The 22,167-nt window shown below is 36.8% G+C and carries 23 protein-coding genes and 4 tRNA genes; 1 reads left to right on the plus strand and 26 read right to left on the minus strand.

The annotated features are described in order from the left end of the window. Positions 1-3 precede the first annotated feature (3 nt). The 16 genes from walR to MHB74_RS27100 form a co-directional block, all read right to left on the minus strand. Positions 4-711: a cell wall metabolism DNA-binding response regulator WalR gene (gene walR / locus MHB74_RS27025; RefSeq protein WP_000971865.1), complete on the minus strand. Its 708-nt coding sequence runs from the start codon at positions 709-711 to the stop codon at positions 4-6. Positions 712-1,140: 429 nt separating this feature from the next. Continuing rightward, positions 1,141-1,213 (minus strand) — tRNA-Phe (locus MHB74_RS27030). 41 nt (positions 1,214-1,254) lie between these two features. Continuing rightward, positions 1,255-1,330: transfer RNA gene (locus MHB74_RS27035), tRNA-Asp, on the minus strand. Between the two features lie 21 nt (positions 1,331-1,351). Continuing rightward, positions 1,352-1,423: transfer RNA gene (locus MHB74_RS27040), tRNA-Glu, on the minus strand. Between the two features lie 13 nt (positions 1,424-1,436). Continuing rightward, positions 1,437-1,512 (minus strand) — tRNA-Lys (locus MHB74_RS27045). A gap of 140 nt (positions 1,513-1,652) precedes the next feature. Further along, positions 1,653-2,942: an adenylosuccinate synthase gene (locus tag MHB74_RS27050; RefSeq protein WP_061679602.1), complete on the minus strand. Its 1,290-nt coding sequence runs from the start codon at positions 2,940-2,942 to the stop codon at positions 1,653-1,655. A 215-nt stretch (positions 2,943-3,157) separates the two neighbouring features. Next, positions 3,158-4,519, minus strand: a complete 1,362-nt coding sequence (gene dnaB / locus MHB74_RS27055) for a replicative DNA helicase (protein ID WP_061679601.1) — start codon at positions 4,517-4,519, stop codon at positions 3,158-3,160. A gap of 27 nt (positions 4,520-4,546) precedes the next feature. Continuing rightward, positions 4,547-4,993 (minus strand): 50S ribosomal protein L9, encoded by a 447-nt coding sequence (rplI, locus tag MHB74_RS27060; protein WP_061679600.1) that lies wholly within the window; start codon positions 4,991-4,993, stop codon positions 4,547-4,549. Further along, positions 4,990-6,963: a DHH family phosphoesterase gene (locus MHB74_RS27065; RefSeq protein ID WP_061679599.1), complete on the minus strand. Its 1,974-nt coding sequence runs from the start codon at positions 6,961-6,963 to the stop codon at positions 4,990-4,992. The genes rplI and MHB74_RS27065 overlap by 4 nt, the downstream gene beginning before the upstream one ends. Before the next feature lie 78 nt (positions 6,964-7,041). After that, positions 7,042-7,977, minus strand: a complete 936-nt coding sequence (locus MHB74_RS27070; RefSeq protein ID WP_061679598.1) for a YybS family protein — start codon at positions 7,975-7,977, stop codon at positions 7,042-7,044. Positions 7,978-8,057: 80 nt separating this feature from the next. Continuing rightward, on the minus strand, positions 8,058-8,291 hold the full coding sequence (gene rpsR, locus MHB74_RS27075; protein WP_000918874.1) for a 30S ribosomal protein S18: 234 nt from the start codon (positions 8,289-8,291) through the stop codon (positions 8,058-8,060). 44 nt (positions 8,292-8,335) lie between these two features. Then, complete coding sequence (gene ssb, locus MHB74_RS27080) at positions 8,336-8,857, minus strand: single-stranded DNA-binding protein (RefSeq protein ID WP_000981963.1); 522 nt, start codon at positions 8,855-8,857, stop codon at positions 8,336-8,338. Positions 8,858-8,883: 26 nt separating this feature from the next. Beyond that, positions 8,884-9,174 carry a 30S ribosomal protein S6 gene (rpsF, locus tag MHB74_RS27085; protein ID WP_001233781.1) on the minus strand — a complete coding sequence of 97 codons (291 nt, stop codon included), beginning with the start codon at positions 9,172-9,174 and terminating at the stop codon, positions 8,884-8,886. Positions 9,175-9,365: 191 nt separating this feature from the next. Further along, positions 9,366-10,466: a redox-regulated ATPase YchF gene (ychF, locus tag MHB74_RS27090; RefSeq protein ID WP_061679597.1), complete on the minus strand. Its 1,101-nt coding sequence runs from the start codon at positions 10,464-10,466 to the stop codon at positions 9,366-9,368. A 114-nt stretch (positions 10,467-10,580) separates the two neighbouring features. Then, the gene (locus tag MHB74_RS27095) at positions 10,581-10,778 is read right to left on the minus strand and encodes a DUF951 domain-containing protein (RefSeq protein WP_000436051.1); all 198 of its coding nucleotides are present in this window, start codon (positions 10,776-10,778) and stop codon (positions 10,581-10,583) included. A gap of 20 nt (positions 10,779-10,798) precedes the next feature. Continuing rightward, positions 10,799-11,680, minus strand: a complete 882-nt coding sequence (locus MHB74_RS27100; protein ID WP_061679596.1) for a mechanosensitive ion channel family protein — start codon at positions 11,678-11,680, stop codon at positions 10,799-10,801. 259 nt (positions 11,681-11,939) lie between these two features. Here MHB74_RS27100 and yyaC point away from each other — a divergent pair, with 259 nt between their 5' ends. Next, complete coding sequence (gene yyaC, locus MHB74_RS27105; protein ID WP_061679595.1) at positions 11,940-12,536, plus strand: spore protease YyaC; 597 nt, start codon at positions 11,940-11,942, stop codon at positions 12,534-12,536. Between the two features lie 20 nt (positions 12,537-12,556). Here yyaC and spo0J read toward each other — a convergent pair whose 3' ends face one another. The 10 genes from spo0J to rpmH form a co-directional block, all read right to left on the minus strand. Continuing rightward, a complete protein-coding gene (gene spo0J, locus MHB74_RS27110; RefSeq protein ID WP_081110377.1) occupies positions 12,557-13,408 on the minus strand; it encodes a stage 0 sporulation protein Spo0J in 852 nt (283 codons plus the stop codon). Further along, positions 13,401-14,162, minus strand: coding sequence for a sporulation initiation inhibitor protein Soj (gene soj / locus MHB74_RS27115; RefSeq protein WP_000516117.1), 762 nt, complete (start codon positions 14,160-14,162; stop codon positions 13,401-13,403). Before soj ends, spo0J begins: the two co-directional genes overlap by 8 nt. Positions 14,163-14,351: 189 nt before the next feature. After that, positions 14,352-15,224: a nucleoid occlusion protein gene (noc, locus tag MHB74_RS27120; protein WP_000799027.1), complete on the minus strand. Its 873-nt coding sequence runs from the start codon at positions 15,222-15,224 to the stop codon at positions 14,352-14,354. 105 nt (positions 15,225-15,329) lie between these two features. After that, a complete protein-coding gene (rsmG, locus tag MHB74_RS27125; protein ID WP_061679593.1) occupies positions 15,330-16,049 on the minus strand; it encodes a 16S rRNA (guanine(527)-N(7))-methyltransferase RsmG in 720 nt (239 codons plus the stop codon). A 21-nt stretch (positions 16,050-16,070) separates the two neighbouring features. Further along, positions 16,071-17,960, minus strand: coding sequence for a tRNA uridine-5-carboxymethylaminomethyl(34) synthesis enzyme MnmG (gene mnmG / locus MHB74_RS27130; protein WP_000541061.1), 1,890 nt, complete (start codon positions 17,958-17,960; stop codon positions 16,071-16,073). Between the two features lie 46 nt (positions 17,961-18,006). Continuing rightward, positions 18,007-19,383 (minus strand): tRNA uridine-5-carboxymethylaminomethyl(34) synthesis GTPase MnmE, encoded by a 1,377-nt coding sequence (gene mnmE / locus MHB74_RS27135; protein ID WP_000393765.1) that lies wholly within the window; start codon positions 19,381-19,383, stop codon positions 18,007-18,009. Positions 19,384-19,609: 226 nt separating this feature from the next. Next, positions 19,610-20,227 carry an RNA-binding cell elongation regulator Jag/EloR gene (jag, locus tag MHB74_RS27140; protein ID WP_061679592.1) on the minus strand — a complete coding sequence of 206 codons (618 nt, stop codon included), beginning with the start codon at positions 20,225-20,227 and terminating at the stop codon, positions 19,610-19,612. After that, a complete protein-coding gene (gene spoIIIJ, locus MHB74_RS27145; RefSeq protein ID WP_061679591.1) occupies positions 20,224-20,991 on the minus strand; it encodes a YidC family membrane integrase SpoIIIJ in 768 nt (255 codons plus the stop codon). Before spoIIIJ ends, jag begins: the two co-directional genes overlap by 4 nt. Positions 20,992-21,043: 52 nt before the next feature. After that, positions 21,044-21,391 (minus strand): ribonuclease P protein component, encoded by a 348-nt coding sequence (rnpA, locus tag MHB74_RS27150; protein ID WP_000750813.1) that lies wholly within the window; start codon positions 21,389-21,391, stop codon positions 21,044-21,046. Positions 21,392-21,467: 76 nt separating this feature from the next. Further along, complete coding sequence (gene rpmH / locus MHB74_RS27155) at positions 21,468-21,602, minus strand: 50S ribosomal protein L34 (RefSeq protein ID WP_000831901.1); 135 nt, start codon at positions 21,600-21,602, stop codon at positions 21,468-21,470. Positions 21,603-22,167 lie beyond the last annotated feature (565 nt).

Below are 22,167 nucleotides of genomic sequence, written 5' to 3' on the forward strand. Positions count from 1 at the left end.
ATACTATTCCTGCTCTGGGTCACGCAAGTAATACCCTACTCCACGTCTAGTTACAATTAAAGTAGGATGACTCGGATTATCTTCAATTTTTTCACGTAAACGACGTACTGTTACATCCACTGTACGTACATCTCCAAAATAGTCATAACCCCAAACCGTTTGCAATAAATGTTCGCGAGTCATAACTTGACCTAAATGTTTTGCTAAATAATGTAGTAGCTCAAATTCACGATGCGTAAGTTCAATATTTTCCTCACGTTTCGTTACACTATACGCATTTGGATTGATAACAATTGGTCCAATAACCATTTCCGTATTTTCTTCTTTTTCTGCAGCACCACCTTGTTGATGGCGGCGTAAATTCGCCTTCACACGAGCAAGTAATTCCCTCGTACTAAATGGCTTCGTTACATAATCATCTGCACCAAGCTCAAGCCCTAATACTTTATCAATTTCAGAATCCTTTGCTGTAAGCATAATAATCGGCATTTCTGAGCTTTTACGTATTTCACGACAAACCTCTAAGCCATCCTTACCTGGTAGCATAATATCTAATAAAACCATATCTGGCTGCTCTTCATTCGCTTTTTCAATCGCTTCATCACCGTCATGCGCCATTACAATTTCAAAACCTTCTTTTTCTAGGTTGAACTTCAAAATATCCGCAATCGGCTTTTCATCATCAACTACTAAAATTTTCTTTCCCATCATCGTCTATTTCCTCCTTATAAAGTGAAACTTTAATCAGTGGGGAGTTTCATCCCCCACCGATTATTAGTTGAACCAATCGGGCACTTACGGGCAGTTGATCCCGCACCTAACTTCTTTACCATCGCTAAATTTTGAGTTAGGGTCTTACTGCCCGTTGATGCGGGGTAAAAATATGGTCAATATCCCTAAACACATTGATGTCTACATAGTATGTCCCTATATGACCGCATCTTTTGCTTAAGTACTTTCTCCTCTATTCTCACAGACTCATGTATGATCCACTTTTACACGGAATCCTATACGATCTATAGAAAAACCTCTAGCTTCAACTGCTAGAGGCTCCTCATTCTATTTTAAAATAACTACTCAATTTTGTAAAATTACACAAATAAAAAGGATATTAAGTGGGCCCACTTAATATCCTGAGAGTGGCTCGGGACGGAATCGAACCGCCGACACGAGGATTTTCAGTCCTCTGCTCTACCGACTGAGCTACCGAGCCAAAACTATATATAAAACCACTAATGGTGGTATAAACAAAAGTGGCGGTCCCGACCGGGGTCGAACCGGCGATCTCCTGCGTGACAGGCAGGCATGTTAACCACTACACCACGGGACCAAAAATGAACATAAAAAAACATGACCCGTACGGGATTCGAACCCGTGTTACCGCCGTGAAAGGGCGGTGTCTTAACCACTTGACCAACGGGCCACGAAAAATAAAATGGTGAGCCATGAAGGATTCGAACCTTCGACCCTCTGATTAAAAGTCAGATGCTCTACCAACTGAGCTAATGGCTCATACTCACCAACGTCATATTTTCGTGACGACAAGATGTATCATAACATGTTTTCTTTGTTTTTTGCAATACCTTTTTTTATTTTTTTATAAAAGATAAAAAAAACTCATGCGGACATGAGTTTTTTCTCAAAAATATCAATTAAGCTTCGTATACGTTACGAACGATATTTGTTTGGTTACGATCTGGTCCAACTGAGAACATAGATAATTGAATTCCTGTTAACTCAGAAACACGTTCTACGTATTGTCGTGCATTTTCAGGAAGTTCGTCTAATGATTTTACACCAGTAATATCTTCTGTCCAACCTGGAAGCTCTTCGTATACAGGCTCACATTTTGCTAAAATGTTTAAGTTTGCTGGAACTTCATCGATAACTTCGCCATTGTATTTGTAAGCAACACAAATTTTAAGCGTCGGAATACCTGTTAGAACGTCGATAGAATTTAATGATAGATCTGTCAAACCACTAACACGACGTGCATGTCTTACAACAACGCTATCGAACCAACCTACGCGGCGTGGACGACCAGTTGTCGTTCCATACTCACGACCAACTTCACGAATTTGATGACCGATTTCATCATTAAGCTCAGTAGGGAACGGACCATCACCTACGCGGCTTGTATATGCTTTACATACACCTACAACGCGAGTAACTTTCGCAGGACCAACTCCAGTTCCAACTGTTACACCACCAGCAATCGGGTTAGACGATGTAACGAACGGGTACGTACCGTGGTCGATATCAAGCATAACACCTTGTGCACCTTCAAATAGTACACGGTGGTTGTTATCTAGTGCATCATTTAATACAACAGACGTATCACATACATATTGTGCGATTTGTTGTCCGTACTCGAAGTACTCTTCGAAGATTTCTTCTACACTGAAACCTTCTGTATCGTACATTTTTTCAAATAAACGATTTTTTTCTACTAAATTGCGCTCAAGCTTTTCTTTAAATGCTTCACGGTCTAAAAGATCAGCCATACGAATACCAATACGAGCAGCTTTATCCATATATGCAGGACCGATACCTTTTTTCGTTGTACCGATTTTGTTATCACCTTTACTTGCTTCTTCTAACTCATCTTGTTTTAAGTGATAAGGTAAAATAACGTGCGCACGGTTACTTACACGTAAATTATCAGTACTTACACCACGATCGTGTAAGTATTTTAACTCTTCAAGTAATGCTTTCGGATCTACTACTAAGCCATTTCCGATTACACAAATTTTCTCTTTATAGAAAATACCAGATGGAATTAAGTGTAATTTATATTTAACTCCGCCGAAAACAATTGTATGTCCCGCGTTATTTCCACCTTGATATCTTGCAACTACTTCCGCATGCTCAGAAAGAAAATCAGTGATTTTACCTTTTCCTTCGTCGCCCCATTGTGTTCCTACAACTACTACTGAAGACATTATTAAAGCACCTCCGCGATTTTCAAACGATCTATTCAAACAATATAATTGTACCAAAACCGAAAAAGAAGTCAACCAAAAAGCGAACATTTTTTTATAAAAAAACATTTTCGTTCGTAAGAATTATATTTTTACATTATGAAAGCCTTATCTTTCCTATAAAAAAAAAGAAACACATCTTATTATAAGAAATGCGTTTCTTTTTTATACTCTCTTTATGCAGGCGGCGCATGTCCATCCTCGAAGCGACGTTCTAAGTTAACGAACTTATTGAACTCTTTAACGAATGCAAGCTCTACTGAGCCTACAGGACCGTTACGCTGCTTTGCAATAATAATTTCAATCGTATTTTTATTTTCCGTTTCTCGGTCATAGTAATCTTCACGATATAAGAAGGCTACAATATCAGCATCCTGCTCAATACTTCCCGATTCACGAATATCAGACATCATCGGACGTTTATCTTGACGAGATTCTACACCACGGGATAACTGTGACAAGGCAATAACAGGCACTTGCAATTCACGCGCAATCCCTTTTAATGTACGAGAGATCTCAGATACTTCCTGCTGACGGTTTTCTCCTGATTTCCCGCTTCCTTGAATAAGCTGTAAATAGTCAATCAAAACCATCCCAAGACCTTGTTCTTGTTTTAATCTACGACATTTCGCTCGAATCTCATTTACTTTAATCCCTGGTGTATCATCAATATAGATGCCAGCATTAGAAAGACTACCCATCGCCATCGTTAATTTCGCCCAATCATCAGAAGTTAATGAACCGGTACGAAGTCTTTGTGCATCAATATTTCCTTCTGCACAAAGCATACGCATAACAAGCTGATCAGAGCCCATCTCAAGACTAAAAATCGCTACATTTTCATCCGTTTTCGTCGCTACGTTTTGTGCAATATTTAATGAAAATGCGGTTTTCCCTACCGATGGACGTGCCGCTACGATAATTAAATCATTTCGCTGGAAACCTGCGGTCATCTTATCTAATTCAGTAAATCCAGTTGGTATCCCAGTAACTTCACCTTTTTGATTATGCAAAAGTTCAATTTTATCGTAAGCATCTACAAGAACATCTTTAATGTTTTGGAATGCTTTTGCATTCGTTTGGTGAGATACTTCTAATATTTTTTTCTCAGCCTCATTTAAAAGGCCATCCACATCATCTTCTCTCTCATACCCATCAGACACGATATGAGTCGCCGTTCGAATCAAACGACGCAAGAGCGCCTTTTCAGCGATGATTCGTGCATAATATTCTACGTTAGCAGCAGTTGGAACGACTTCTGCTAATTCTGCTAAGTAAGAAACCCCACCAACTTCTTCTAATAATCCTTGATCAGCCATTGCTGACGTCATTATTACTAAGTCAATCGGTTCTCCTTTATCAGATAACCCAAGCATGACTTCAAAAATCTTTTGATGTTTCGTTCGATAAAACGAGTCAGGTACCAATAATTCCGATGCTGCCGTTAATGCATCTTGATCAATTAATATGGCCCCTAAAACAGCCTGCTCAGCCTCTATATTATGCGGAGGGGTACGATCAGCCATTACATCACTCATACGCAATCCTCCTTGCTTAACTTATTTTTATTGTTCACTAACATGAACTTTTACTGTTGCTGTCACTTGCGGATGCAATTTCACAGTAACGTTTGTATAGCCTAATGCACGAATTGCATCATCCATTTCAAATTTACGCTTATCAAGTTTAATCTTGTGTGATTTTTGCATTGCATCTACGATTTGTTTACTTGTGATTGAACCAAATAGACGGCCACCTTCTCCAGATTTAGCCTTTACTTCTACAGTTAGTTTCTCTAACGTTTCTTTTAACTCTTTTGCACTTTCAAGCTCTGCCTCTGCATCTTTTTCTTCTTTGCGTTTTTGAGCTTCTAAAGTTTTCATACTGCTATTTGTCGCCTCTGCAGCTAATCCTTGTTTTAGTAAGAAGTTATTTGCATAGCCATCTGGTACGTTTTTTACTTCTCCTTTTTTCCCTTTACCTTTTACGTCTTTTAGAAAAATTACTTTCATGATTGTGTGCCTCCCTGTAAATAGTCATCAATAACAAATCGAAGCTTCTCCTCAGCTTCATCTACTGTAACATTTTTCATTTGTGTGGCTGCATTCGTTAAATGCCCACCACCACCTAAATTCTCCATAATTAGCTGCACATTCACTTCACCTAAAGACCTGCCGCTAATTCCAATGAAATTCTCGCCACGTTTTGCAATAACAAATGATGCAATAATTCCTGTCATTGTTAACAATGTGTCCGCCGATTGCGCAATAAGCACTTGATCGTAGTAATCATCACTATCCACTTTTGCAATCGCAATTCCATTTGTATAAATGTACGCATTTTTAATAGCTTTTGCAACCCGTAGGTACTGATCCATATCTTCTTTTAAAAGCTCTTGTACAAGTACAGTATCTGCACCATGTGAGCGTAAATAAGAAGCGGCATCAAACGTACGAGCACCCGTCCGGAATGTAAAGCTTTTCGTATCAACAATAATACCCGCTAACAATGCCGTCGCTTCTAACATTGTCATTTTTAAATTTTTCGGTTGGTATTCAAGTAATTCTGTAACAAGTTCTGCCGTGGAAGAAGCATATGGCTCCATGTAAACAAGCAATGGATCTTCAATAAAATCTTCTCCTCGGCGATGATGGTCAATAACAACTACATTTTCAATTTTGTGTAACAGCTTTTCTTCCATCACCATTGAAGGTTTATGCGTATCAACAACAACAAGTAACGAATCATCATTTGCAAATTCCATCGCTTGTTCTGGTGTAATAAAGTGAGACCATAACTCTTCGTTTTGTTTCACTTTATCCATTAAACGCTTAATTCCCTTATCAGAATCATTTTCATCTAGCACAATATATCCTTTGCGCTCATTTAATTGCGCTACCTTTAAAATACCAATCGCAGCACCGATTGCGTCCATATCAGGAGCCCTATGCCCCATTATAATGACATTGCTACTTTCTAATACTAAATCCTTTAATGCATGCGAAATAACTCTAGCACGTACACGAGTACGTTTTTCAACCGGATTTGTCTTACCACCATAAAACTTAACTTTACCTGTCGCTTGTTTAATTGCAACTTGATCTCCACCACGGCCAAGCGCAAGGTCTAAGCCGGACTGAGCCATTGCCCCAAGCTCTGATAAAGGTAAATCACCTGATCCAACACCTACGCTTAAGGTAAGTGGTATATTCCTTTTAGATGTTTCTTCACGCACTTGATCTAAAATGCTAAATTTCCCTTTCTCCATTTGTGCTAAAATACTTTCATTTAGTACAACGAAGAATCTTTCTGAAGATGCACGTTTTAAATATGCCCCATACTTAACGGCCCATTCATTTAGTCGTGACGTTACAAGACTTGTTATATTCGTACGTAATTGATCATCTAATCCTTGTGTAACTTCATCGTAATTATCTAAATAAATGACAGCTAAAACAGTGCGTTGATCCTCGTACATCTTTTCAATCTCAGTTTGTTCTGTTACATCAAAGAAATAGATTAACTTCTCTTCTTTCCTTACAAAAACGCGAAACTTTCGATTATTTAAAGAGACTATATCATCGGAAGTTTCTCCTTTAATAAAAAGAAGTAACGTTTCTGATACATCATAAAGGTGCCATCCAGCTAATGCATGCTGCCCTAGACATGAAGATAAATAAGGATTCGCCCAATCAATCCCATAATCCTTATTGTATAACAAAATACCAATCGGCATTTGGTTAAATGCTTCATTACTCACTTTCTTTACCCTTGTAATCATCTCTGTCGTATGTTTTTCAAAGTTCTTTTGAAAGGTAAGTTCAAATCGTACAACAACAAAAAGTACAATACAAAAGATAAAAAAGGCGGCTATCCCCATCATTAAATGAAAATAACAGAGGATTGAAATGAGAACAAACACGAAAAATGCCAATACGTAAACAGGATATAAAAACCACTGTTTCTTATAAAATTCAGGCATGTATACAACTCCTATAAAGTAAAACTAACTCACCTTCCAGTTAGTTCAACAGATTAAAATAGTATAAGGAATATTAATTTATCCTCCTATTTTAGAACGCAATGAAATCCCTAAATCAATTATACCTAAGATTGTCACAAGAGGAAACAGCATTGGAATAAACATGCAGGCAATAAAACTAATAATAGGAACCCCTTTCGTAAAACCTTTGCTATGCGCTATAAAGGCGATAAATGTCAGACCTTGCAGTACTAGTAGTAAAGCAAATATGACATATAGGTTAGAAAATACCATATGTAAATATGATGTCGGTTCTACTTTTATAAAGGTTGATAGCAGAATAAATATAACGTAATACCAAACAATACTCTTTGGTAATTGTATATCTTTAAATTTAGGCCAGGGCATAACGTCATGCTTTAGTTTTCTCAAAACACTACCCGATATCATGACTGTAATCCAAGAAAAACATACCGAGACCATTACAAGTAAACTTGGGAATAAAGTTTGTAACACATCATTAAATTGTGTAAATAACTCTTTTTGCTCTTCACTAATAGGCATACCTGCAGCATTAACTATCTTTTCACTTTGCGCCATACTTTCATTAAACATATTTTGCATTTGCTTCATTAAATCTATGTTAAAAAACTTTATACTCGCAACATAAATGAGCATAATACCAATTAAGTACGCAAGCGTCCCCGCCATCAAAATTTCTACCGGCTTTTTTCGTTTTTTATACATATATCCTAAAACGATACCTATCAATCCAAACATAGTTGTCTTTACTAGGTTCATCGGTTGACTGACAATAACAGTAATAAAAAGTGCCGCCGTAAAAATTACAAAGGCGTTAGATAATCTATATCTTATCGTTAGTAATATAAATGGCAATGGCAACGCAAACGTTACAACTGTACCCAAAATCGGAACATACATAGATATAAGCAATAACATTGCATATATTGCTAACAGTGCTGCACCCTCAGTAATAAATTTCGTATTCTTCATCATCTAACCTCTCTTTCAAAAAAGAAAAGCATAGCAAAATGCACAGTAGAGTCCGACTCTACTGTGCATTTCATACGCTATTATTCACCAACATATGGTAAAAGTGCCATTTGACGAGCACGTTTAATTGCAACTGTAAGTTTGCGTTGGTATTTTGCGCTTGTTCCTGTTACACGACGAGGTAAAATTTTACCACGCTCAGAAACGAAACGTTTTAATAAATCAACATCTTTATAGTCAATGCGAGTGATGCCGTTAGATGTGAAGAAACACACCTTACGACGTTTCGCACGTCCACCTTTGCGTCCTGCCATGTCTATTCCCTCCATTCTTTGTTAAAACTAACTAATTTACTGTATTAGAACGGTAAATCGTCGTCGGAAATGTCGATCGGTTGACCTACATTTGAAAATGGATCGTCATTCTTCGTAAATCCAGAGTTCCCTTGGTTACCTTGGTTGCCTGAATTACTAGATTGACCAAATGGGTTAGAGCTTTGGTTACCGAAACCAGCTCCTGATGGTTGCTGATTAAATGAACCACGTTGCTCCCCACCGCCATTACGCGGCTCTAAAAATTGTACGCTTTCCGCAAGAACTTCTGTTACATATACACGTTTACCATCTTGTCCATCGTAATTACGAGTTTGAAGACGTCCATCTACGCCTGCTAAGCTACCTTTTTTCAAATAATTTGCTACGTTTTCTGCTTGTTTACGCCATATTACACAATTAATAAAGTCAGCTTCACGCTCACCTTGTTGATTCGCAAATGCGCGATTCACAGCTAACGTAAAAGTAGCTACTGCAACACCATTGGGCGTGTAACGTAAGTCAGGGTCCTTAGTTAAACGACCAACGAGGATAACACGATTCATCAATCGAACCACTCTCCCTTATATATCAATTATTTTTCTTCTTCTTTAACAACGATATGACGAAGGATGTCTTCGTTGATCTTAGCTAAACGGTCGAATTCATTAATCGCTTCTGCGTTAGAGTTCACGTTTAAGATCATGTAGAAACCTTCACGTAAGTCGTTGATTTCGTAAGCTAAACGACGCTTACCCCACTCTTTCGTGTTAATGATTTCTGCACCATTGTTTGTTAAAACACCTGCGAAACGTTCAACTAAAGCTTTTTGAGCTTCTTCTTCAACGCCAGGACGAATGATGTACATAATTTCGTACTTTCTCATTACACTTTCACCTCCTTTTGGTCTAAACGGCCCATAATGGGCAAGGAGCAATTAATTTATAGTAATTACTCACGAGTTTAGATTATATCATAGTAAGTTATATGAATCAACTCACCCATGCATAAAAAACTTGGCAAACACATAATATATTTGCCAAGCTCATATCTTTATTTTTCCTAGGAAATATTAAATTAAACGTTGAAACGGAAGTGCATAACGTCTCCGTCTTTTACGATATACTCTTTTCCTTCTAAACGAACTTTACCAGCTTCTTTTGCAGCTGTCATAGAACCGTTTGTCATTAAGTCTTCGTAAGAAACTGTTTCCGCACGAATAAATCCACGCTCAAAGTCTGTATGAATTACGCCCGCACATTGTGGTGCTTTCATACCTTGTTTAAACGTCCATGCACGTACTTCTTGTACACCTGCTGTGAAGTAAGTAGCAAGTCCTAATAAATCATATGCAGCACGAATTAATTGATCTAAACCAGATTCTTCAATGCCTAGTTCTTCAAGGAATACTTTTTTCTCTTCCTCGTCTAGCTCAGCGATTTCTTCTTCGATTTTTGCACATACAACGATTACTTGAGCATTTTCATTTGCAGCAAATTCTTTTACCATTTGTACGTATTTGTTTGCAGAAGGATCGATAATATCGTCCTCACTTACGTTTGCTACATATAACATTTCTTTCGTTGTAAGTAAATGAAGGCCTTTAACAATCTTCATTTGCTCTTCTGTGAATTCAACAGTACGAGCTGGTTTGCCCTCTTCAAAAGCTTCTTTTAAGCGAACTAAAATTTCATGCTCATATACTGCTTCTTTATCTTTTTGTCTTGCTAATTTCGCAACACGTTCGATACGTTTATCAACAGATTCTAAATCCGCTAAGATTAGCTCTAAGTTGATTGTTTCAATATCATCGATTGGATCTACTTTCCCTGAAACGTGTGTAATATTTTCGTCTTCAAAACAACGAACAACTTGGCAAATTGCATCTACTTGGCGAATGTGAGATAAGAATTTATTTCCTAAACCTTCACCTTTACTAGCACCTTTTACGATACCTGCAATATCAGTAAACTCAAATACAGTCGGAACAGTTTTTTTCGGTTCTACTAATTCCGTTAATTTATTTAAACGCTCATCTGGTACTTCTACAATCCCTACGTTTGGATCAATTGTACAGAATGGATAGTTTGCAGATTCTGCTCCTGCTTGTGTAATTGCATTAAATAAAGTTGACTTCCCTACGTTAGGTAATCCAACAATCCCAGCCGTTAATCCCATATTTTTCACTCCTATGTCTCAATCTTTCATCATTATAGATAGTAACGAAAAAAATGACAAGTTTCCTCCAAACGAAAAAAGTAACAGCCGCCCATTGCAACTGTTACTTTCTCTCTATTCTTCGTGCTTCACAAGTATTTTTTTCACCTTACGATCAAATTCTCTTCGAGGAATCATTACTGAATGGTCACATCCCTCGCACTTAATGCGGATATCCATTCCCATACGAATAATCTTCCAGCGATTCTCACCACATGGGTGGGCTTTCTTCATTTCCACAACATCGTACAAGTTATACTGCTTTTGCTCCATTCTCCAAACCCCTCTCCATACTAAATTGCTTTTCCACTCACCAATTCTTCACGATTATATAGAACCATACGTGGATATGGAATTTCAATTCCATGTAAATCTAGACGATTTTTAATTTCTTTACGAAGGGCTCTTGCAACAACCGCATGTTGCATCGGCTCTACTTCCGCAATAACACGTAATATAACTTCTGATGCAGCCAATGTTTGCACACCTAATAACTGAGGCCTTGCTACCATTTGCGTATACTGTGCAGGTAATTCTTCTAATAACTCTTCAATGACTTGCTCCGCTTTCGCTATATCAGCCTCATACGAAATCGATACATCAACAAATGCTACACTATTACTAACTGAATAGTTTGTAACCTGAATGATACTTCCGTTTGGTAAAGTATGAATTTCACCTGTCCAACTCTTTACTTTTGTTGTACGAAGTCCAATTTCTAGAACGACACCTTCAAACTGACCAATTTTCACATAGTCACCTACTGAAAATTGATCTTCTAGCAAGATAAATAACCCTGTAATAACATCTTTCACTAAACTTTGAGCACCAAATCCGACCGCTAAACCAATTACCCCAGCACCCGCTAATAGACCAGATGCATTAATATTAAACACACCTAAAATTGCAATTAACATAATGAACATAACAACGTATGCCACAATATTTTCAAGTAACTTCGCTACTGTAACGGTACGACGTTCTGAAATTTGAATTGGCGAACGACTTCCCATACGAAACGCATTTCGCACAATTGCACGCGCAACTCGTACAACAACCGCACCAATTATTAAAATAATACATATTTTCAATGTCGCTGTTCCAATATCAGCCCAACGATCAGCATTTAATAAATACTGTTTCGTGGCATTAAACCACTTTGTTAATAAATCCATGTACCTCTACCTCTCCAGCCAAAATTTCTTTTTAGTTATCCTTCTTATTGTATCAGAAGTCTCCTAATTGCTGAAAAAAATTTATGACTTTAATTGCATTTGTTAACTTCCATACAGGTATAAAATGGAACGGATATATATATACTAGTACTATTATTTCCGTTTTCACTCAAGTTTTACAAGAAGTATGCACTTATAGTTTTCCATTTTTCTCACCATATAACATATTTTGAAAATTTATTAAAAGGATGGATGCTTCATGAATATTGGAAGTTTTCGTTTACCCTTTTTCGAAAAAGAAACTCAAAATGTTATGCACCAAGACGTAGAAGCCTCCGAGACAATTAGTAACTTCCTACTTTCCCATATCCCTATAAAAACAAATATACCAATTATTCTCGTTTGTATTGGAACAGATCGTTCTACAGGCGATGCACTCGGTCCGTTAGTCGGTACGAAACTAGAACAAGTAGGAATTAAAAACTTCCAAGTGTTTGGCACACTAGATGAGCCCGTACATGCGCTAAATTTAGAAGAAAAAATTCAGAATATACAGAAAGATAATCCTACTTCGTTTATAATTGCGGTTGATGCCTGTTTAGGAAAGTCTCAAAGTATCGGTTCCATCACTACCGGAATGGGGCCTAGTAAACCTGGAGCTGCGATGAACAAAAAGTTACCTGCAGTTGGTGATTTACATATTCACGGCATCGTAAATTTAAATGGTTTTATGGAGTTTTTCGTCCTTCAGAATACAAGATTAAGTTTAGTCATGAAAATGGCTGATGTAATTGCACAAAGTATAAAAGAAACAGACCAAAAATTATCTGTATTAAAAAAAGCAAACCATCTATAAATAATAAGATGGTTTGCTTTTTAGTTTTTCCGTGCTAATAATTCTAAAATACGATTTAAATCTTCTTTATTAAAAAATTCAATTTCGATTTTACCTTTTTCTTTTTTCGTTTCTTTAATCTTCACATCTGTACCAAACTTTTCTCTTAAGAACGTTTCGCGCTCTACAAAAAATATATTTCTCTCTTTTTTCACTTGTTTTGTTTCACGTGAAACGCGTTGATTAATCTCCTGAACAATTTTCTCTAATTGACGAACATTTAATCCTTCTTTTTCAATTCGTTTTAATAAAGATTTTAATTGTTCTTCATCTTTTATCGTAAGCAAAGTTCTCCCATGAGCCATTGAAAGTTGGCCATTTGCAATCATATCTTGCACAAAAGAAGGGAGGCTTAATAACCGTGTATAGTTTGCAATGTAAGGTCTGCTCTTACCAAGACGTTTTGCTAATTGTTCTTGCGTTATATTTAGCTCATTCATTAACATTTGATATGCCATTGCTTCTTCCATTGGATTTAAATCTTCTCGTTGTAAGTTTTCAAGCAATGCAAACTCCATCATTTGCTGCTCATTTAATTGTCTTACAACAGCAGGTACCTTTTCGAGCCCGGCCTCTTTGGCAGCACGATATCTTCTTTCGCCTGCAACGATTTCATATCCTTTAATACTCTTCCTAGCAATTAATGGTTGCAGTATACCATGCTCTTTAATAGAAGCCGCTAATTCTTGAATCGCCTCTTTATTAAAGTGTTTACGTGGTTGATATGGATTCGGTCTTAATTCAGTTATCGCAATCTCCTGAATTGTCTCTTCTTCTTTCACATCTAAATCAGGAAAAAACACATTGATTCCTCTTCCTAATCCTTTAGCCACCTGCAATCACTTCCTCTGCTAAATCTATATATACTTCTGCCCCTCTTGATTTAGCGTCATACTGCATAATTGGTTTCCCATGACTTGGTGCTTCACTTAAACGAACATTACGAGGAATAATCGAACGGTATACTTTATCTCTAAAGTATTTTTTCACTTCATCTATAACCTGAATCCCTAAATTCGTACGGGCATCCAACATTGTTAGCAATACACCTTGAATTGCTAGATTTTTATTTAAGTGCTTTTGCACAAGTCGAACTGTATTTAATAGCTGACTCAATCCTTCTAGTGCGTAATACTCGCATTGAACAGGAATAATAACAGAATCTGCTGCGGTTAATGCATTAATCGTTAATAACCCTAAGGACGGGGGACAGTCGATAATAATATAGTCATATTCATCACGAACTGGCTGTAATGCCCTTTGTAAACGTACTTCCCGGGAAATAGTCGGTACCAATTCAATTTCTGCACCTGCCAATTGAATTGTAGCGGGTAGAACATCTAAGTTTTCAGTTGCAGTTTTACGTATAACCCCTTGAACATCTGCATCTTCCACAAGAACATTGTAAATACATTGATCTAATTCGGATTTTTCAATTCCCACACCAGTTGTTGCATTTCCTTGAGCATCAATATCTACAAGAAGGACCTTTTTACCTACTTGTGCCAATCCAGCCCCTAAATTAACAGATGTGGTTGTTTTCCCAACGCCACCTTTTTGATTGGCAATAGCAATGATTTTTCCCATGATGTCACCTACTTTCAACCTTTCTATCTTATTCTAGTAACAATTACGTTTATTGTAACATGAAATAAAAGTTTTTCTTTTACGTCCTTATTAAACTTCAAAATTTATTTGTAAACTCCTTCTTCATCTAACAAGAAAATATAGTAAAAGAGACCTATCCAATAGGATAAGGTCTCTAACACGCCATTATTATTTTTTCTTCGGAATTTGAATTGTAATTTGATAGTACTCATCAAATTCTTCTTCCTCAGAATTAACATTTAAACCACTGTCAGCAACCATTTGTAATGACTGCCTAATTGTATTCATGGCAATTCTCGTATCTCGACTTACTGCTTTTTGCTTTGCCTTACGCTTCGGTTTTGCTTCCTCTAGTAATTTCGCAATTCGTTCCTCTGTTTGCTTTACATTCAGCTGTTTCTCCACAATTTCCTGTAAAACCTTCAGTTGTAATTCCTCATTCTTTAAAGGAATGAGCGCGCGGGCATGTCTTTCTGTAATGCTTTTTTCTAATAACGCACTTTTTATTTCTTCAGGCAACTTTAACAATCGCAACTTATTTGCGATTGTGGATTGTCCTTTTCCAAGTCGTTGTGCCAATGCTTCTTGTGTTAAATTATGTAACTCAATTAGCTTTTGATATGCCACAGCTTCCTCGATTGCTGTTAGTTCCTCACGTTGCAAGTTTTCAATTAAAGCTACAGAAGCTGTCTCTGTATCATTTAAGTTCTTTATAATTGCAGGAACCTTTTCCCACCCTAACTTTGTTGCCGCACGGAAACGTCTTTCCCCAGCAATAATTTCATACTTATCATCCTCATATTGCCTCACAACAATTGGCTGAATAAGTCCATGTGTACGAATCGTTAATGCTAGCTCCTCAATACGCGCATCATCAAAAACTGTTCGTGGTTGATAACGGTTAGGGGTAATATTTACTATCGGAATTTCTTGTATTTCTTCATATACCTTTTTATCTATTTCTTCATGGCTTTCGTCTTGTAATTCGAATTCGCTCTCTTTATCTCCAAAGCCAAATAAACGAGAAAACGTATTTTTCATACATATTCCACCACCTTTTAGGCCTATTGACTATTCTCCATAAAATGTTTCCTATGAAACATTTACGTTTTCATTTATATAATTTAATCTTACGTCTAATAAGATTTATTTTTCAATAGGTAATTTATTGGGTGTTCCCGGTTTGCGTGGATATTTCTTTGGTGTTTTGCGCTTTTTCTCGATTAATAAAATATTACGTTCACTTTCTTCAAACGGTAATTGGAACGTAGACATTTCTTTTAGATCCCCGCCTAGCACCTCTAAAGCATACTTGCCATTTTCAATTTCTTCGTTTGCTGCAGCACCTTTCATTGCAATGAATGTTCCTCCAACTTTTACAAGTGGTAAACATAGCTCACTTAATACTGAAAGACGCGCAACTGCACGTGCCATTACAATATCGTACGATTCACGTACACTTTCCTTTTTCCCAAATGTTTCAGCACGATCATGACAAAACGCAACGTCACTTAATTCCAACTTTTGTGCTAAATGATTTAAGAAATTAATGCGTTTTTGCAATGAGTCTACAATTGTCACTTTTAAGTGCGGGAAACAAATTTTTAAAGGAATACTTGGGAATCCAGCTCCTGCGCCAACATCACAAATTGAGAATGGTTTTGAAAAATCATAATAAAAAGCAGCTGTAATAGAATCAAAAAAGTGTTTTAAATATACTTCTTCTTTCTCCGTAATAGCCGTTAAATTCATTTTTTCATTCCACTCTACTAATGTTTCGAAGTAGATTTCGAACTGCTCTAACTGTCTAGAAGAGAGGGTGATACCCTTCTCTTCTAGCATAGATTGAAATTGTTCTATGTTCATCTAGCAATATCTCCTTACTATTTATTGGTTCGATACTCGCGCAATTTTTCCTTGTTCAATATACACAAGTAAAATGGAAACATCCGCTGGGTTTACGCCAGAAATACGTGAAGCCTGCCCCATTGAAAGTGGACGAACATCTTTCAATTTCTGTCTAGCTTCTGAGGCAATGCTAGAAATCGCATCATAATCAATATCCACAGGGATTTTTTTGTTTTCCATTTTCTTCATACGCTCTACTTGCTGTAAAGATTTTTCAATATATCCTTCGTACTTAATTTGAATTTCAACTTGTTCTGTCACTTCATCACTTAATTCTACTTCACTTGGTACTAAAAGATGAATGTGCTCATATGTCATCTCTGGACGACGTAATAAGTCACTTGCACGTATTCCATCTTTCAGTTCACTACCGCCAATGCTACGAATTAACTCTTGAACTTCAGGACGTGGCTTAATAATGATGCTGCTTAAACGTTCCTTTTCCTGTTCAATTTGTAATTTTTTATTTGTAAATCGCTCATAGCGCTCTTCTTTAATTAATCCAATTTCACGACCAACTTCAGTTAAACGAAGATCAGCATTATCATGGCGTAATAATAGGCGATATTCTGCACGTGACGTTAATAAACGATATGGTTCATTTGTACCTTTCGTTACAAGATCATCAATCAAGACACCAATATAAGCATCCTCGCGACCTAAAATAACTTCTTTTTTTCCTAAAGAACGACATGCTGCGTTAATTCCAGCCATAAGCCCTTGTCCTGCGGCCTCTTCGTAACCAGAAGTTCCGTTAATCTGTCCTGCTGTATATAAATTTTTAATTTTTTTCGTTTCAAGCGTTGGCCATAGTTGTGTTGGCACAATCGCATCATATTCAATCGCATAACCTGTACGCATCATTTCAACGTTTTCTAGACCAGGGATTGTTCTAAGCATATCACGCTGCACATCTTCTGGTAAGCTTGTGGATAAACCTTGTACATACACTTCTTGTGTATTACGTCCCTCTGGCTCTAAGAAAATTTGATGACGTGGTTTATCATTAAATCTCACTACTTTGTCTTCAATTGAAGGACAATATCTAGGACCTGTCCCCTTAATCATACCAGAATACATAGCTGAGCGATGTAGGTTTTCATCTATTAAACGATGTGTTTCCGTACTTGTATACGTCAACCAACATGGAATTTGATCCATAATAAATTTTGTCGTTTCAAAAGAGAAAGCTCGTGGTTTATCATCACCTGGCTGAATTTCTGTTTTACTGTAATCAATTGTATTACTATTTACACGCGGAGGTGTACCTGTTTTAAATCTAACTAGATCAAATCCAAGCTCCTCTAAATGTTCAGACAAAGTAATAGATGGTTGTTGATTATTTGGACCGCTCGAATATTTTAAATCCCCCATAATAATCTCACCACGTAAAAATGTTCCAGTCGTAATTACTACTGTCTTTGCTGTATATTCAGCACCAGATTGCGTAATTACCCCCTTACATTCGCCATCTTCAACGATTAAACGCTCTACCATGCCTTGGAACAACGTTAGATTTGGTGTTTCTTCAATTGTTTTCTTTAATTCATGCTGGTAAGAGAACTTATCTGCTTGTGCTCGAAGTGCGCGTACAGCTGGTCCTTTACCCGTATTTAACATACGCATTTGAATATGTGTTTTATCAATGTTGCGTCCCATTTCTCCGCCTAATGCATCAATTTCACGAACAACAATCCCTTTTGCTGGTCCACCAACAGAAGGGTTACATGGCATGAACGCTACCATATCTAAATTAATTGTTAACATTAATGTGTTGGAGCCCATTCGTGCTGCCGCAAGACCAGCTTCACATCCTGCATGACCTGCACCGATTACTATGACATCGTATGAACCGGCATTGTATCCCATTGTTTATTCCTCCTAATAATCTCTATCTTTCTAAAACATCACCATGTTATTTTCCTAAACAAAATTGAGAGAACAGCTGGTCAATCAGGCTTTCATGGACCGTATCACCAGTAATTTCACCAAGTATTTCCCACGTTCTTGTTAAATCAATTTGCACCATATCAATTGGAACACCATTTTCTATCGCCTCAATCGCATCTCCAATTGTTTTTCCTGCTTGTGTTAATAATCCAATATGTCTTGCATTAGAAACATATGTCACATCTGCAGAATCGATTGCTCCTTCAAAGAATAAATCAGCTATTGCCTTTTCAAGCTCATCTATTCCTTGTTCCTCAATTAACGATGTTGTAATAACACGATTTCCCGCTGCCAATTCTGTAACACGTTCCATATCAATTGTTTGCGGTAAATCAGTCTTATTTACAATAACAATGAAATCTTTTCCTTGTACGGCACGGAATAGATCTTCATCCTCATTCGTTAAAGCCTCGCTATAATTAACGACAACTAACACTAAATCAGCTTGGCTCATCATTTCTTTTGAACGCTCTACACCGATTCTTTCAACAACATCTTCTGTTTCACGAATTCCGGCTGTATCTATAAGTTTAAGTGGTACACCACGCACATTAACGTACTCTTCAATAACATCACGAGTTGTTCCTGCAATATCAGTTACAATTGCCTTTTTCTCCTGAACGAGACTATTTAATAGCGATGACTTCCCAACGTTAGGTCTACCGATGATTGCAGTAGCAATACCTTCACGTAAAATTTTTCCCTGCTTCGATGTTTCTAATATTTTTGCAATTTCGGCACGAACATGTGTAGCTTTCTCAATTAAAATATTATGTGTCATTTCTTCCACATCATCATATTCCGGGTAATCTATGTTTACCTCAACATGAGCTAACGTTTCTAATATGTCCTGACGCAGACGGCCGATCAATTTAGATAATCGTCCTTCCATTTGATTAATTGCTACGTTCATTGCACGATCTGTTTTTGCACGGATTAAGTCCATAACAGCTTCTGCTTGTGATAAATCAATACGGCCATTTAAAAAAGCACGTTTCGTAAATTCACCAGGCTCCGCTAATCGTACTCCTTGCGCTAAAATAAGCTGCAACACTTTGTTTACCGAAACAAGTCCACCGTGACAGTTAATTTCTACTATATTTTCACGTGTAAAAGTCCTTGGCGCACGCAGAATAGACACCATCACTTCTTCAATAACCTGATTTGTATCTAAATCAACAATATGACCATAATGAATTGTGTGAGAAGGAACCTCTGTTAAATCCTTCCCTTTAAAAATACGATTAACTTTCTCAACCGCATCATCCCCACTTACTCGAACAATGGCAATTGCACCCTCTCCAAGCGCTGTGGAAATCGCGGCAATTGTATCAAATTCCATGTCCTTTCACCTCACTTGCTTATTTATCTCTATTTCAACATGATTATTTTCTTCACTAAATTATTAGAATACCATAACGAACCTATCTACAAAAGAATAATAACTCATTTTATTATGTCCTCATGTAAAAAACACTAAACTTATTCACAGTGGATAAGTTTAGTGTTTTTTAGTTATCCACACCTATTTTCCGCTCAAAAAAACCGGCACTCAATTGAGTAACCGGTCACTTGGAAGATATTACAACATGTCGATGTGGTTCTTTCCCTTCAGAAGTTGTAATGATATTTTGATGATTAGATAATGCTTGATGGATAATCTTTCGTTCAAAAGATGGCATAGGCTCCAACACAACCCTTTTTTTCGTATTTACTACTTGTTTTGCTAATCGATAAGAAAGGGCCTCTAATGTACCTTTTCTTTTACTACGATAATTTTCAGCATCTAGTGTGATGCCAATATACTGTTTCGTATTACGATTCGCCACAAGTTTTGTTAAATACTGCAAAGAATTCAAGGTGTTTCCTCTTTTTCCAATCAAAACACCTATATTTTCGCCAGAAATTGTAAATTCAACTTCGCGTCCTTTTACAATTTTACTAATCTCAGCTTCCACACCCATATCATGAATCACATTTTTTAAATATTCTTCACATTCTTGAATCGGATCTTTCTTCAATACAACTTCTACTACTGCAGGTCGATTCCCAAATAAACCTAGGAACCCTCTTTTACCTTCATCGATAATATTTATATCTACTCGGTCTTTTGAAACATTTAATTGTCTTAAAGCATCTTGTACTGCCAGCTCGACTGTTTGTCCTTTAGCAGTAATTACACTCACTTGCTTGATCCTCCTGCCTTACTAGCCTTAATTTCTGGCCCCTTGATCAAGTACATTTGAGCGATACCAAAGATATTACCAACAACCCAGTAAAGTGATAATGCAGCTGGGAAGTTAATTGCAAAGACTAAAATCATGATTGGCATAAGCCAAATCATCATTGCCATTTGCGGATTTTGACCAGCTGTTCCTGCCATTGCAAGCTTTTGCTGAATAAATGTCGTAATTGCCGCAACAACCGGTAAGATATAGAACGGATCTGCCTGTCCTAAGTCGAACCATAAGAATGTATGCTTACTAATTTCTGCTGTTCTCATAATCGCATGGTAAAACGCGAATAAAATAGGCATCTGAACAAAGATTGGTAAACATCCTGCTAATGGATTTACACCATTTTTTTGATATAACTGCATCATTTCTTGTTGTAGTTTTTGCTGTGTTGCTTGATCTTTAGAACTATATTTCTCTTTTAACTTCACCATTTCTGGTTGTAACGCTTGCATTGCTTTCGTACTCTTCGTTTGTTTAATCATTAATGGTAATAATGCAAAACGAATGATAAGCGTTGTAACGACGATTGCTAAACCATAATTACTACCAAATAAGTTGGCAAAATACGTAATTAACTGAGAAAGCGGATATACGAAATATTCATTCCAAATTCCAGTACTTTTCGGCGTAATCGGCTGATTCACTTCACTACAGCCAGTAGCAATTGCCATTAATGCAATAACCATGGCTAGTAAACCTATTTTCTTTTTCAAAGCCTGCTCCTCCTTGTTTCGGTATGTATATAGTGTAATTCATTTCCTTACGCTACTTTTTTATTCTTTTCATACCAGAGCGTTTAAAGACATGAATTAAGCTTTTCTTTAATTCTTCATATGTCATCTCTGCACAAGGCTTCCTTGCTATTATAACAAAATCTTTTCCAGAATCTATCTCATCTTTTAATTCTGTGATTGACTGGCGAATCATACGTTTAATTCGGTTACGCACTACTGCATTTCCTATTTTTTTGCTGACAGAAAGACCAATACGAAAGTTTGGCTGCTCTGCCTTATCTAGTTGATAGACAACAAGCTGACGATTCGCATTCGATTTTCCTTTTTGAAAAACCGTCTGGAATTCATCATTCTTTTTTATACGATGTGTTTTCTTCATATCAATTGACACTCCTGTAGTTCATCAGTGGAAATTCACTATTATTAGAAAAAAAGACCACTGAACGATCAGTGGTCTACGCAGATAATACTTTTCTTCCTTTACGACGACGAGCTGCTAGCACTTTACGTCCGTTCGCTGTGCTCATACGGCTGCGGAAACCATGTACTTTGCTGCGCTTACGTTTATTTGGTTGGTAAGTTCTTTTCATTATATGACACCTCCCTGAGGAATATCTGTTAAAGACAGTCCTATAAATTATAGTTAATCAACTAGGAAAATGTCAATGGTTCTCGAAATTTTCATCAAATATTCATTTTGAACCTATTCACATACTTTTTCACAGACCCTATATTTCCTTGTGGATAAATGTTTTTTCTTGTTTTTTATATCCACAAATCTTTTTCGCACTTTTACACAGTATATCGTGTTGTGGACAAGTTTATTCCACAAGGTATTGATTTTGTGGATAACTTTCTAAAATTCATTGCTATAGCTACTTTTTTTTGATATTATAGTTGTGTTTTCACTTTGAATAAGTTTTCCACATCTTTATCTTATCCACAATTTGTGTATAACATGTGGACAGTTTTAATCACATGTGGGTAAATGATTATCCACATTTGCTTTTTTTGTCGAAAACCCTATCTCATATACAAACGACGTTTTTAGGTTTTAAAATACGTTTCGTATAAATATACATTTTATATTTATTTAGGTTGTACATTTGTTGCGCAACCTTATTCTTTTACCATCTTAGTAAAGGAGGGACACCT

The organism is Bacillus sp. FSL K6-0069 (genome assembly GCF_038007785.1).
In the GTDB taxonomy this organism is placed as follows: domain Bacteria; phylum Bacillota; class Bacilli; order Bacillales; family Bacillaceae_G; genus Bacillus_A; species Bacillus_A mobilis.

Bases quoted from the DNA above. Each gene is read 5' to 3' on its own strand.
- rplI (WP_061679600.1), bottom strand. From the start codon at position 4,993: ATGAAAGTAATTTTTCTAAAAGACGTAAAAGGTAAAGGGAAAAAAGGA.
- rpmH (WP_000831901.1), bottom strand. From the start codon at position 21,602: ATGAAAAGAACTTACCAACCAAATAAACGTAAGCGCAGCAAAGTACAT.
- MHB74_RS27095 (WP_000436051.1), bottom strand. From the start codon at position 10,778: ATGGAGCAAAAGCAGTATAACTTGTACGATGTTGTGGAAATGAAGAAA.
- walR (WP_000971865.1), bottom strand. From the start codon at position 711: ATGATGGGAAAGAAAATTTTAGTAGTTGATGATGAAAAGCCGATTGCG.
- dnaB (WP_061679601.1), bottom strand. From the start codon at position 4,519: ATGAGTGATGTAATGGCTGATCGTACCCCTCCGCATAATATAGAGGCT.
- mnmG (WP_000541061.1), bottom strand. From the start codon at position 17,960: ATGGGATACAATGCCGGTTCATACGATGTCATAGTAATCGGTGCAGGT.
- ychF (WP_061679597.1), bottom strand. From the start codon at position 10,466: ATGGGATTAACGGCTGGGATTGTTGGATTACCTAACGTAGGGAAGTCA.
- rpsF (WP_001233781.1), bottom strand. From the start codon at position 9,174: ATGAGAAAGTACGAAATTATGTACATCATTCGTCCTGGCGTTGAAGAA.
- MHB74_RS27065 (WP_061679599.1), bottom strand. From the start codon at position 6,963: ATGCCTGAATTTTATAAGAAACAGTGGTTTTTATATCCTGTTTACGTA.
- yyaC (WP_061679595.1), top strand. From the start codon at position 11,940: ATGAATATTGGAAGTTTTCGTTTACCCTTTTTCGAAAAAGAAACTCAA.
- MHB74_RS27050 (WP_061679602.1), bottom strand. From the start codon at position 2,942: ATGTCTTCAGTAGTAGTTGTAGGAACACAATGGGGCGACGAAGGAAAA.
- rsmG (WP_061679593.1), bottom strand. From the start codon at position 16,049: ATGAACATAGAACAATTTCAATCTATGCTAGAAGAGAAGGGTATCACC.
- mnmE (WP_000393765.1), bottom strand. From the start codon at position 19,383: ATGGAATTTGATACAATTGCCGCGATTTCCACAGCGCTTGGAGAGGGT.
- rnpA (WP_000750813.1), bottom strand. From the start codon at position 21,391: ATGAAGAAAACACATCGTATAAAAAAGAATGATGAATTCCAGACGGTT.
- soj (WP_000516117.1), bottom strand. From the start codon at position 14,162: ATGGGAAAAATCATTGCTATTGCCAATCAAAAAGGTGGCGTTGGGAAA.
- noc (WP_000799027.1), bottom strand. From the start codon at position 15,224: ATGAAAAATACGTTTTCTCGTTTATTTGGCTTTGGAGATAAAGAGAGC.
- MHB74_RS27070 (WP_061679598.1), bottom strand. From the start codon at position 7,977: ATGAAGAATACGAAATTTATTACTGAGGGTGCAGCACTGTTAGCAATA.
- MHB74_RS27100 (WP_061679596.1), bottom strand. From the start codon at position 11,680: ATGGATTTATTAACAAAGTGGTTTAATGCCACGAAACAGTATTTATTA.
- rpsR (WP_000918874.1), bottom strand. From the start codon at position 8,291: ATGGCAGGACGCAAAGGTGGACGTGCGAAACGTCGTAAGGTGTGTTTC.